9 protein-coding genes and 4 tRNA genes are annotated in these 11,670 nt (G+C 52.8%); 11 read left to right on the plus strand and 2 right to left on the minus strand.

Features of this window, described 5'->3' with window-relative positions; translation table 11 throughout:
• The 8 genes from rsmB to B9Z48_RS16220 all read left to right on the plus strand — a co-directional run bounded on the left by rsmB (position 1) and on the right by B9Z48_RS16220 (position 5,381).
• Complete coding sequence (gene rsmB, locus B9Z48_RS16185) at positions 1 to 1,350, plus strand: 16S rRNA (cytosine(967)-C(5))-methyltransferase RsmB (RefSeq protein WP_108379759.1); 1,350 nt, start codon at positions 1 to 3, stop codon at positions 1,348 to 1,350.
• Positions 1,307 to 1,945, plus strand: a complete 639-nt coding sequence (locus tag B9Z48_RS16190) for a DUF4390 domain-containing protein (protein WP_233261162.1) — start codon at positions 1,307 to 1,309, stop codon at positions 1,943 to 1,945. The genes rsmB and B9Z48_RS16190 overlap by 44 nt, the downstream gene beginning before the upstream one ends.
• Positions 1,946 to 1,952: 7 nt before the next feature.
• Positions 1,953 to 4,244: an ATP-binding protein gene (locus tag B9Z48_RS16195; RefSeq protein WP_108379884.1), complete on the plus strand. Its 2,292-nt coding sequence runs from the start codon at positions 1,953 to 1,955 to the stop codon at positions 4,242 to 4,244.
• A 20-nt stretch (positions 4,245 to 4,264) separates the two neighbouring features.
• Positions 4,265 to 4,933, plus strand: coding sequence for a response regulator (locus B9Z48_RS16200; RefSeq protein ID WP_089952539.1), 669 nt, complete (start codon positions 4,265 to 4,267; stop codon positions 4,931 to 4,933).
• Positions 4,934 to 4,986: 53 nt separating this feature from the next.
• A tRNA-Phe gene (locus B9Z48_RS16205) sits at positions 4,987 to 5,062 on the plus strand.
• 53 nt (positions 5,063 to 5,115) lie between these two features.
• Positions 5,116 to 5,191: transfer RNA gene (locus tag B9Z48_RS16210), tRNA-Asn, on the plus strand.
• A 24-nt stretch (positions 5,192 to 5,215) separates the two neighbouring features.
• A tRNA-Asp gene (locus B9Z48_RS16215) sits at positions 5,216 to 5,292 on the plus strand.
• A gap of 13 nt (positions 5,293 to 5,305) precedes the next feature.
• Positions 5,306 to 5,381 (plus strand) — tRNA-Gly (locus tag B9Z48_RS16220).
• Between the two features lie 94 nt (positions 5,382 to 5,475).
• Here B9Z48_RS16220 and B9Z48_RS16225 read toward each other — a convergent pair.
• A complete protein-coding gene (locus tag B9Z48_RS16225) occupies positions 5,476 to 6,399 on the minus strand; it encodes an MBL fold metallo-hydrolase (RefSeq protein WP_108379763.1) in 924 nt (307 codons plus the stop codon).
• Between the two features lie 9 nt (positions 6,400 to 6,408).
• Positions 6,409 to 8,088: an AMP-binding protein gene (locus B9Z48_RS16230; protein WP_108379765.1), complete on the minus strand. Its 1,680-nt coding sequence runs from the start codon at positions 8,086 to 8,088 to the stop codon at positions 6,409 to 6,411.
• Between the two features lie 238 nt (positions 8,089 to 8,326).
• Here B9Z48_RS16230 and B9Z48_RS16235 point away from each other — a divergent pair, with 238 nt between their 5' ends.
• From B9Z48_RS16235 to lnt, 3 genes are all read left to right on the plus strand, one after another.
• The gene (locus B9Z48_RS16235; RefSeq protein ID WP_233261163.1) at positions 8,327 to 8,998 is read left to right on the plus strand and encodes a GNAT family N-acetyltransferase; all 672 of its coding nucleotides are present in this window, start codon (positions 8,327 to 8,329) and stop codon (positions 8,996 to 8,998) included.
• A gap of 81 nt (positions 8,999 to 9,079) precedes the next feature.
• Positions 9,080 to 9,985 (plus strand): HlyC/CorC family transporter, encoded by a 906-nt coding sequence (locus tag B9Z48_RS16240; RefSeq protein ID WP_108379886.1) that lies wholly within the window; start codon positions 9,080 to 9,082, stop codon positions 9,983 to 9,985.
• Positions 9,982 to 11,553 carry an apolipoprotein N-acyltransferase gene (gene lnt / locus B9Z48_RS16245; protein ID WP_108379769.1) on the plus strand — a complete coding sequence of 524 codons (1,572 nt, stop codon included), beginning with the start codon at positions 9,982 to 9,984 and terminating at the stop codon, positions 11,551 to 11,553. The genes B9Z48_RS16240 and lnt overlap by 4 nt, the downstream gene beginning before the upstream one ends.
• The last annotated feature ends 117 nt before the right edge of the window (positions 11,554 to 11,670 follow it).

Below are 11,670 nucleotides of genomic sequence, written 5' to 3' on the forward strand. Positions count from 1 at the left end.
ATGAACCATCCTTCGCCGCAATCATCACCCTCAGCACAGTCTTTGCCATTGTGGCGTTTGCTGCAGGCAACCGCTTTGGTGGTTCAATCGGTCAAAGAAGGGCGATCACTGACGACCCAAATAGACGGTGTCGCCACTGAGTTGCGGCCTGGTGTTCAAGCCCTGAGCTTTCAAGTCATGCGCCAATGGGGAAGAGCTATGGCCTTGCGCGGAAAACTGGCATCCAAGGCACCACCCCCGGCTGCAGACGCGCTACTTTGCACAGCCTTGGCCTTGTGCTGGCGTGATTCAGATGCACCATACCCCGTTCACACCCTGGTGAATCAAACGGTTGAGGCTGCACAAAAGCAAAGGCACACGAAAGCTCAAAGTGGGTTCATCAATGCCTGCTTGCGACGCTTTATGCGAGAGAGAACAGCGTTGATTGAACAGACAGATGGGTTCTTGGAGGCCCGTTGGAATCACCCGGCGTGGTGGATTGAGCGACTTCAAAAAGACTATCCCGAGCATTGGCAAAGTCTTCTGGATACGGCGCAACGACCCGCAGCGATGACCTTGAGAGTGAACGTCAAGCATCAAAGCGTCCAGAATTATCAGGGTCAATTGAATGATGTCGGGATCATGTCCAAGCCCGTTGGTGCCCAGGGTTTACAGTTGGAAAAACCCGTCCCGGTGCAACGTTTGCCCGGTTTTTCCCAGGGCCACGTGTCTGTACAAGATGCGGCTGCTCAATTGGCGGCCCCATTGTTAACGCATGGCATGGATACGCAGCACCCTTGGCGAATACTGGATGCCTGCGCCGCACCTGGTGGGAAAACAGGACATTTGTTGGAGCTGCTGGAAAACGCGCAAGTCTGGGCATTGGACGTGGATTCCCATCGTGCTGAGCGTATTGAGCAAAATTTGACACGCACAGGTGTTCACGCCAAGGTCATCACAGGCGATGCAATGCAGACAGCAGATTGGTGGGATGGCGTTCCATTCGATGCCATTTTGCTGGACGCGCCGTGCACTGCCTCGGGTGTGGTAAGGCGGCATCCCGATGTGCGCTGGTTGCGCCGCGTGACAGACAGTGCGCAACTTGCGGGCATCCAAAGACAAATCCTTCAAGCCCTATGGCCTTTATTGACTCCTGGTGGAAAGTTACTTTATTGCACCTGTTCTATATTCAAGGCAGAAGGCGATGGAAGCATCCAAGCGTTTCTTCAGCACAACACTGATGCCCAATTGCACCCATCACCAGGTCATTTGATACCCGGACAAGTCCCTGAGGGCCTTCCATTCAAGCACAATGCATTGGGTGAACATGATGGGTTTTATTACGCACTGTTGGAAAAACGTCGGGTTTGAATTTTGGATTCGAACGGGATGTTTGCTGGGCGCTTGTTTCTTGGCCCTGAGCCAAGCTTGGGGGCAAAGTGCAACCCTTGAATTGGTGAATTTGAGAGCAAACCGGCAAGACAATGTGTTGGTTTTGAATGCACAGTTGAAGTTAGAGTTAGGCCCTGTTGTAGAAGATGCCTTGGTCAAAGGCCTCGCAGTTCACTTCATGGCCGAGGCTGAATTGATGCGTGATCGTTGGTACTGGTTTGATCGAAAAGTGGGTGTTGTCACACGCTATTACCGTCTGGCTTTCCAGCCTTTGACCCGGCGCTGGAGATTGAATGTGTCGTCAGAACCATTTTCCGTCACAAGTTTGGCGGGTAGCATTTCGCAAAATTTTGAAAGTCTCAACGAGGCGCTGGGCGTTATACAAAGGCAAAGCCATTGGAAAGTGGCGGACGCCAGTGAACTCAACCCAGAGGCCCGGCAATATGTTCTGTACCGATTCAAGTTGGACGTATCACAGCTTCCCCGTCCCTTTCAAATTGCAGCAGGCAACCAAGCCGATTGGAATTTGCAAGTCGCAAGCCAGTTGCGACTGAGTGCAGAAATGGTGCGCTGAAGTGAACATGTTCAAGGGGCCGTCATCGAAATTGTCGGCGCTGTCATCGAAAGCCAGTCGCTGGTTGATGATGATTGGTGTGCTGGCGATTTTGGTCATTGGCTTGGGCTTGCTGGTGTTACTGACACAGGCCACAGGCAACCGTGAGCGCTACAACCAGACCTACGATTGGTTGGTGATGGTCAATGCCATTGTGGCCATCGGTCTTTTTGTCACCATCGTTTGGGGCATGTTGCGTTTGTTGCTGCGTCTGCGACGTGGTCAATTCGGGTCTCGTTTGCTGGTCAAGCTTGCAGGCATTTTTGGCTTGGTGGGGGTTGTACCTGGAATTTTGATTTACGTGGTGTCGTACCAATTTGTATCCAGATCGATTGAAAGTTGGTTTGACGTCAAAGTAGAGGCCGCCTTGGTGGCGGGCTTGAATCTCGGGCGGGCGACCTTGGACACTCTGAGCCATGAGTTGTCCAAACAAACAAAAGCGGCAGCTTCAGAATTGAGTGACGTCACCGAGTTGCAAGTTGGATTGGCGATTGAAAAAATCCGTCAGCAAATGGGCGTCAGCGATGTGGTGTTGTGGACAGAGGGTGGCAAAAGCTTGGCCAGCAGCGGTCAATCAAGGTTCCAAATCCGAACAGATCGACCGACTGTTCAACAAATCAAAGAAGCGCGACAAAAAGGCAGCTTGGCGTGGATAGAAGGCCTTGACGACGCGATGCCAGGGGGCGATAAAGCCAAAATCAAAATACTGGTGCCCATACCTCAGCAAAGTCTGGCTTTTAATGAAGAGAGACGCCTGATGTTGGTGACGCAAGATTTGCCGCCCACCTTGGTCAACAATGCTTTGGAAGTGCAAAACGCCTACAGAGAGTACCAAGAGCGTGCATTGGCGCGTGAAGGCCTCAAGCGGATGTACATCGGAACCTTGACACTGAGTTTGTTCTTGGCCGTCTTGGGTGCCATATTGTTGGCGGTATTGCTTGGCAATCAATTGGCGAGGCCCTTGTTGTTGCTGGCGCATGGTATGAGGCAAGTGACTGCTGGAGATTTGCGTCCCAAGTTGGCCTTGCAAGGCAAGGACGAGTTGGGGGGATTGACCCGTTCATTTGCGGACATGACGCAGCAGTTGGCCGATGCTCGTGCAAGTTCCGAGCGCAGCTTGAGTCAATTGGGTCAGGCAAGAAGTAATTTGCAGACGATCTTGGACAATTTGACAGCAGGCGTGATGGTGATGGACGCCCAGGGCATGATCCAGTCTGCCAATCCAGGAGCCACCCGCATACTCAGAGTACCGGTTGCAGCGCATGAGGGCATGCACATGAACGATTTGCCATCGCTGCAGGATTTTGCACAAGGCGTTGCTGAACAGTTCATGGCTTTGCGTGCGGATAAAGTTACCCATGAACTGGACCATTGGCAGAGGTCTTTTGAAATTCATGCCACCGGTCAAGGGCTTGGCCAAACGGCAGTCACTTTGTTGGCCAGAGGCGCGGTACTGCCTGATGGCATGCGCTTACTCGTTTTCGACGACATTTCTGAAATCGTGTCTGCAGAACGCTCTCAAGCATGGGGTGAAGTTGCCAGGCGTTTGGCGCACGAAATCAAAAATCCATTGACACCGATTCAACTGTCGGCTGAACGCTTGCAGCGCAAACTGATCGGAAAGCTGGATGCTCAAGACGATGCGATCCTGAGCAAATCGGTCAAAACGATCGTGGATCAAGTGGATGCCATGAAAAGGTTGGTCAATGAATTTCGTGATTACGCCAGACTGCCATCTGCAGAGCTCAAGTCAGTGCAGCTCAATGCATTGATTGCTGATGTGATGGTTTTGTACGTCAATGAAGCCGCTGATCGGATTGTGCGACCGCATGTCATGACTGACCTCGACGCTGAGTGTCCACAGATCCAGGGCGATGAACAGCAATTGCGCCAAGTCATTCACAATTTGCTGCAAAACGCACAGGATGCATGTGAAGCCTCAAGTGTTCATGGTCAGGAATCCCGCGTGGTGATTCGCACGGAATGGCGAGGATCAAGGAATCTGGTTCGTCTGACTGTGAGCGACACCGGCCCCGGCTTTGCGCCCAATATTTTGCAAAGGGCCTTTGAGCCCTATGTCACCACCAAAGCCAAAGGAACGGGATTGGGGCTTGCCGTGGTGAAAAAAATTGCGGATGAGCATGGTGCAAAAATCGAAATGAGCAACATCCTGAACAATGGAAAAATTGAGGGCGCACAAGTATCGCTATCATTCGCAGTCAAGCAAGCCTCACTGGGACTGAGTACGTCCCCTACATGAACAGAGACAAGACAGGCGATATGGCAAATATATTGGTGGTGGACGACGAGCTGGGGATTCGTGATCTGCTTTCGGAGATCCTCTTTGATGAAGGTCACCAGGTTGAGCTGGCAGAAAATGCTTCTCAAGCTCGACTCGCACGTCAAAAAAATCGCCCGGACTTGGTATTGCTGGACATCTGGATGCCCGACACCGATGGCGTGAGCTTGCTCAAGGAATGGGCTTCGGCGGGATTGCTCAATATGCCCGTGATCATGATGAGCGGTCATGCAACCATCGATACAGCGGTGGATGCCGTCAAAATTGGCGCACAAGCCTTTTTGGAAAAACCCATTACCTTGCAAAAGCTGCTCAAAGCTGTGGAGCAAGGACTGGCGCGTGATCAGGTCAAGCAAGCGGCAATGGCATCTCATGCACAAGCACAAAGGGTGGGGCAGATGATGCCTGCTGCGACCATGATGGTTTCGGATGTCAATTTGACGCCAGCTGTGCAACAGATTTTTGATTTGAATTTACCCTTAAGAGACGCCAGAGATGCTTTTGAAAAAGCTTATTTCGAGTTTCATTTGTCGAACGAAGGGGGCTCCATGACCCGCGTGGCTGAAAAAACGGGTTTGGAGCGGACACATTTGTACAGGAAGCTGAAACAACTGGGCGTTGATTTGACCCGCAGCAAACGAATCCTCTGATTTCGCTGCGGTCCCCCCAGAAAGCAGTTTTCCTCTGATACAATAACGTTTATGGCCCGATAGCTCAGTTGGTAGAGCAGCGGATTGAAAATCCGCGTGTCGTTGGTTCGATTCCGACTCAGGCCACCAAATCAACGTCGTAGAGAAGTTTTTCTACGACGTTTTCTTTTCGCTGCATACATTCCTCGATAGCTCAGTCGGTAGAGCGCCGGACTGTTAATCCGTAGGTCCCTGGTTCGAGCCCAGGTCGAGGAGCCAAAATGTCAATGCACGAAAAAGCTTGGAGTGGTAGTTCAGTTGGTTAGAATACCGGCCTGTCACGCCGGGGGTCGCGGGTTCGAGTCCCGTCCACTCCGCCAAAGTGATACATATGCGGGAATAGCTCAGTTGGTAGAGCGCAACCTTGCCAAGGTTGAGGTCGCGAGTTCGAATCTCGTTTCCCGCTCCATCCTGTATGGACAAATAAAAAGCCTTTTTGACTTGTCAAAAAGGCTTTTTTGTTTTATTTCGAGTTATTGATCAGTGCTGGTTTTTGTAGAAGATCATGCATCGTGAAGAACGCCATCCAACTCCCTCAGAGCGCCGCTGCGAGCCAATTCGGCCAACATCATGTCTAGCCAAGTGGGCAAGGAATAAGCCATTCCAAAACGCTGGTGCAAATCACGCATGTAGGGCACATCCATTGCCCAAGCATTGAAATCTTGTCTGGAAATGTGACCCCACTCCAGCAATTTGAACTTGAGCAAGACCTTGGTGCCATAGCGGGCATGCCGTTCCGGATTCTGAGCGAAAGCATCTAATTTTTGGCGTGCAAGACTCAAGGCCGGCAAAACATCGTTGAAAACTGAGCCATGCCCAGGAATGATGGTGCATGGGTTCAAGCGCTCAATCAAATCCAAGGTTTGAGCCACTTCGTCAAATGCAGCGACGCCAACGAGTTCAGGGAAAACAACGCCAAATCCGTTTTGCCAAAGGGCATCCGCAGACATGAGTAGGCGATGCTCGGGTGCAAACAAAATCAGCGAATGTGGATCATGTCCTGGTGCAGCATGCACCTCCCAATCCGAATTGGCCCAGCGGTGGACACTGCCGGGTTGGAGCAAGTGGGTGAAACGAAAGCGTGGGCAATTTTGGCCTGTGGGTTGGTAGCTCAGTTCATCTTGCACCCAATCCAAGACCGCGTGTGACAAACCGGGTGGGATCCATGTTTGAAGTTGGGGGAAATGCAATTGTAAAAATTGATTGCCTCCACAATGATCGCTGTGCAGGTGGGTGTTGACCAAGCGGTCAAGGGGGCGGCCGTTCAAGTGGTCACTCACCAACGCCAAGGTTTGCTCACGATGCGTCACGTACCCACTGTCAACCAAGGTCGCACTTTGATCATCCGTGAGCAAGACATTGTTAGCGGACAACCAGCCTCGCTCCAATACGGTCATGCCCGGTGGCAATTGAATAGGGTGGGACATGCTCAATGTCTATTTGCGCAGCTCGCGGCGCAATATTTTGCCCACATTGGATTTGGGCAATTCATCTCGAAACTCAATGTATTTGGGTCGCTTGTAGCCAGTCAAATGGTCATGACAAAAACGAGCGACCGATTCTTCGGTCAATAACGGGTCATTGCGGACCACATAAACCTTGATTGTTTCGCCTTGCATGGTGTCAGGAATGCCGACGGCGGCGCATTCAACGACGCCGGGGCAAGTCGAGATCACATTTTCAAGTTCACTGGGGAAGACATTGAAGCCACTGACGATGATCATGTCCTTCTTGCGGTCAACGATACGCGTAAAACCATGTTCGTCCATGATGCCCACATCACCCGTGCGCATGAACCCATCTGCCGTGAAGGTTTTGGCATTTTCAGCGGCTTGGTTGAAATAACCCGTCATCACGTTGGGGCCGCGAATGCAGATTTCTCCCGATGTGCCAATCGGTAAGCTGAGGCCATCATCATCCTTGATGGCAATGTCGATGCTTGGAAGTGGTAGACCAATGTTGCCGCTGAAGGCCTTTTGTGTCACTGGGTTGTTGGTGCCTATGGCACATGTTTCACTCATGCCCCAACCCTCAATCATGGCGCTGCCCGTGGCAGATTGCCAATTGCGAGCCGTGCCCTCAGAGGCCGCCATGCCCCCTGCTTGTGTGAGTTTGAGAGATGAGAAGTCAAGCGTCTTGAACATCGGGTGTTGCATCAAGGCATTGAACAAGGTGTTGACGCCAGGCAAAACATGAAAAGGGCGTTGTTTCAGGACTTCGATGAATATGCCGAAATCACGGGGATTGGGAATCAAGGTCAACATGGAGCCTTGGCGCATGGCCAACAGGCACAGGGTCAGCGCAAAAATATGATAAAGCGGCAATGCTGCCACACTGTTGACTTTTCGAAGATCAGGAATATCGGCCAATGCTGGAGAAAACCAGGCTTCAGCTTGCAAAATGGCAGCGACCACATTGCGGTGCGTGAGCACAGCCCCCTTGGATAGACCCGTTGTTCCCCCTGTGTACTGCAAGAACGCGGTGTCATCCAAGGTCTGGAGTGTTGGGCGAAGATGAAGTCGACGACCTTGGTCAATGGCTTTTTTGAATGAGGTGACGGTGCGTTTTTCGGTGAGAGGCAACTCGAACTCGGGGACCATTTTTGCCAAGTGCCTGACTGCAAAACTCATCCATCTGCCATACCACGGCCCTAGCAAATCGCCGATGGAGGCCAATACAACGTGCTGTATCGGTGTTTGCTCAATCACTTGCTGCAAAGTTGATGCGAAATTTTCAAGAATGACAATGCTTGTTGCGCCAGAATCTTTGAGTTGGTGCTCCAATTCACGGGCGGTGTAGAGGGGATTGACATTGACGCAGGTGTAGCCTGCGCGCAATACGGCGGCCATGGTGACTGCAAACTGTGGCAAATTGGGCAGCATGATGGCGACTCTCGCCCCAGGCAACAGGCCTTTGTTTTGAAGCCAAGCACCCAAAGCACTGGACAACTCGTCCAGTGCCGAGTAACTCATCGTGCGGTTCATGCACACAGAAAATGGACTGTGACCGTGTACCCGAAAGGCAGTTTCAAGCAAGTCTGTCAAGCTTTTGTACTGCTCTGTGTCAATGTCGTGGGGGACGCCGGGTGGGTAATTTTTGAGCCAGATACGTTCCATGGACTTCTCTCCTGATAGTCCGTCATTGTCGCCACTGGCGATGAGAGCAGGAATGGGGCAAATCCCGAGTGGAGGATCAATCAGGTCTCCCATGCGACAAAACCAAAATTCATTCATGAAAAGGAATTCGGTGCAAAATCATCGTAAACCCTAGGTTTGGACGCACATGCCCTATCCACTTGTTCAGTACTGGTCTCGCACGAAGGCGCATCTTCAGCGGCTTTGGCGAAGATGGCGTTTGAAAGTTGGCTTGACTGACAGACAAGCCAATGGCGCAGCCAGAAAAACAGAGAGCTGGGTGCCCATTCGTTCCCTTTCTTCACGGCACAAGCAACGCATTGAGCGACACCTGTGTGGCTTGACGGCTCAAGACCGATATCTGAGGTTTGGCTATGCGGCCACCGCTGAGCAAATTGGACGCTACGTTCAGGGCCTTGATTTCGAGAGGGATGAAATATTTGGGGTCTTCAATCGCCGATTGGAGTTGGTCGCCATGGCGCACTTGGCCTACTCGATTGATCCGCAGTGGGCCACCTGCGCAGAGTTTGGTGTTTCGGTGGCCTCGCATCAGCGCGGCAAGGGCTTGGGTGGGAAATTGTTTGAGCATGCAGTGATGCATGCCCGCAATCAAGGGGTGAGCATGCTGTTCATCCATGCCTTGAGTGAAAACTCTGCCATGCTCAAAATTGCACGGCATGCCGGAGCCACGGTTGAGCGAGACGGCAGTGAAAGCGACGCCTATCTTGCATTGCCACAAGCAGATTTGGACAGCCAGTTCAGCGGCCTGCTTCAAGAGCAGATGGCGCAAGTGGATTACCAACTTAAGCTTCAAGCACAACAATTCAGGCAGTGGTTGGCCACGGTACAAGAAATCAGACAGGGTGTGCGTGAGGCTCGGCACAAGGTGTGAGCCCGGTTGCGTTCAGTGACGGTCACATGAATCCGCTATCCTTGAGTCCTCTCAATAACAGCATGTTCTGCTCATTTGACTGTGTCAGACCCTTTACCAGCGCGTGCCCATGCACCCCATCCTGAACGTGAAGACAAGCGAGGTTTTCTGCAAAAACTCGCTGAGTTCATACATCCTGGCCCTGACTCTGCAGATGAGTTGATCCAGACCTTGGCTGAGGCTGAGGACAATCACATCATCAATGCTGAAAGCCGCTTGATGCTGGAGGGGGTCATTCGCATGGCCGATATGACGGCGGGGGATGTGATGGTGGCGGCCCCGCGGATGGACATGCTCAACATCGAGGATCCCTTTGATCAATTGATGAATCAGGTCATAGAAACCGCCCATTCTCGTTTTCCAGTGTTTGAAGGCGAGACAGAAAACGTCATTGGCATCTTGCTGGCCAAGGACTTGCTCAAGCTGTCAAGGTCTGGGGAGTTGAATCTGCGTGCCTTGTTGAGGCCCGCTGTCTTTGTGCCTGAAAGCAAGGGCTTGAATGACTTGTTGCGTCAATTCAAAGATGACCGCAACCACTTGGCCATCGTGATTGATGAATTTGGCCGAACGGCAGGTTTGATCACCATCGAAGATGTGCTGGAGCAAATCGTTGGTGAAATTGAAGACGAGTTTGATATTGCGGATGACCAAGGCGATATCTTGGCCATGGACGATCGAAGTTTTCGCATCCGTGGTGACGCTTCACTCGCACGCGTGAGTGAGGCATTTGGTGTGGACCTGGCCAGTGCACGCAAAGAGCATGACGCACCAGACTTTGACACCCTGGGTGGATTCATTTCGCATGAAATGGGTCATGTGCCCCGACGCGGTGAAAAATACGCATTGGCTGGGCTTCAGTTTGTCGTCTTGCACACCCGAGCTGGTGCAGTGAGATGGTTCAAGGTTTCGCCTTTGTCAGTTGCTGCAAGTTCAAAGATGTCGACATGAGCATCAAGCGGCCACACGCACAGAAGTTTCCAACGTTGTGGCTCGCCATGGCGGGCGCTGCACAAGCGGCTTCAGTGGCCATGCCTGGCAGTGGGCAGGCCCAAGGATGGCTTCAGATCCTGAGCATGATCTTGCTGTGCAGTGGATTGGCTGGACTGGTTCAAAACACCGAGAAAGGCCGAGCAACGCTCAAACGCGCAGCTTGGCAGGGCGGTGTGTTTGCTGCAGCTTGGTTGGCGGGGTGTTTTTGGTGGTTGTATGTGTCGATGCACCAAGTGGGAGGATTGCCGGCCCCATTGGCAGTTTTGGCTGTGTTGATGTTGGCGGGTGCATTGGGAATTTATTATGCGGTCGCTTCGGCGCTGTGGGTGTTTCTCGTTCCTGGCTTGATCGTTCAACGCCCCGGCCTGGCCAGTGCCCTGTTTGCTGCGCTGTGGACTTTGGCCGAATTGGCTCGCGGGCGTTGGCTCACAGGTTTTCCATGGGGCGCGGTGGGTTATGCACATGTCGATGGTTTCTTGGCGACATGGGCCCCCTGGACAGGCGTTTATGGCATCGGGGCGATTGCCGCGTGGCTGGCCATGCGGTTGGCTTTGGCCGGTTGGCGATGGCGAGCGCTTAAACCTTTGGCCGCAATCGGATTGGTCACCGGGGCATTGCACGTGTTCGCGCCGTCATTCACCACATCGGCGGGCACAAGCCGGGTCGAATTGTTGCAGGCCAATATTTCACAGACCGATAAATTTCAAGCGGCCAGTGGGGTGCGTGATGCCCTGGCGTGGTACGACTCCCAGCTGCGCAGCACGCGTGAACCTCTCGTGGTGGCCCCAGAGACGGCCATTCCTTTGCTTCCAGGTCAATTGCCGCCAGGGTACTGGGCGGAATTGACACAACACTTTTCACGCTCGGGCGGCATGGCATTGGTGGGCGTTCCTTTGGGCAATCGGGCAGATGGATACACCAATTCGGTCGTGGCTCTGGGGCCATCAACGTCCCAGGCATACCGCTATGACAAGGCGCATCTGGTGCCTTTTGGGGAATTCATGCCACCCGGTTTTGTGTGGTTTATCCGCATGATGAACATCCCACTGGGTAACTTTAAGTCGGGTGACTGGGATCAGGCTTCACTGCTTTGGCAAGGACAGCGCTTGGCCATCAACATCTGTTACGAGGATCTATTTGGTGAGGAATTGGCCATCCGATTCAACGATCCGAAGTACGCCCCCACGGCCTTGGTGAATGTGAGCAATATTGCCTGGTTTGGTGATACTTTGGCCGTCGATCAGCACCTCAACATCTCGCGCATGAGGGCCATGGAGTTGGGCCGCCCCATGCTCAGGGCCACCAACACGGGTGCCACGGCCATCATCGATCACCAAGGCCGGGTGGTGCAGCAATTGCCACGCTTTACCCGGGGCAGTTTGTCGGGCACTTTTGAAGGGCGGCATGGACTGACGCCCTATGTCAGATGGACGAGCAGTGTGGGTTTGTGGCCCATGTGGTTGCTCTGTGGTGGCACGCTGGCTTTGGGCTTTTGGCGACGTCGTCAAAATGGGGCGGTGTTTTAGGCCGCACGGGTTTGGCCCACAAGCCAACCAAAGTGCTTGCCAAAGACCGTAAAATGGAGGGTTCGCGCAAGTTTGCGTCCATCCAAACTCAGCCAGCTCGCTGCTGGCCTGCTCAGG

This window comes from Limnohabitans sp. WS1, assembly GCF_003063265.1.
GTDB lineage: Bacteria > Pseudomonadota > Gammaproteobacteria > Burkholderiales > Burkholderiaceae_C > Limnohabitans_A.

What these genes read in the sequence shown, in the direction of transcription:
- rsmB (WP_108379759.1), top strand. Translation starts at nt 1, where the DNA reads ATGAACCATCCTTCGCCGCAATCATCACCCTCAGCACAGTCTTTGCCA.
- B9Z48_RS16190 (WP_233261162.1), top strand. Translation starts at nt 1,307, where the DNA reads ATGATGGGTTTTATTACGCACTGTTGGAAAAACGTCGGGTTTGAATTT.
- B9Z48_RS16195 (WP_108379884.1), top strand. Translation starts at nt 1,953, where the DNA reads ATGTTCAAGGGGCCGTCATCGAAATTGTCGGCGCTGTCATCGAAAGCC.
- B9Z48_RS16200 (WP_089952539.1), top strand. Translation starts at nt 4,265, where the DNA reads ATGGCAAATATATTGGTGGTGGACGACGAGCTGGGGATTCGTGATCTG.
- B9Z48_RS16225 (WP_108379763.1), bottom strand. Translation starts at nt 6,399, where the DNA reads ATGTCCCACCCTATTCAATTGCCACCGGGCATGACCGTATTGGAGCGA.
- B9Z48_RS16230 (WP_108379765.1), bottom strand. Translation starts at nt 8,088, where the DNA reads ATGGAACGTATCTGGCTCAAAAATTACCCACCCGGCGTCCCCCACGAC.
- lnt (WP_108379769.1), top strand. Translation starts at nt 9,982, where the DNA reads ATGAGCATCAAGCGGCCACACGCACAGAAGTTTCCAACGTTGTGGCTC.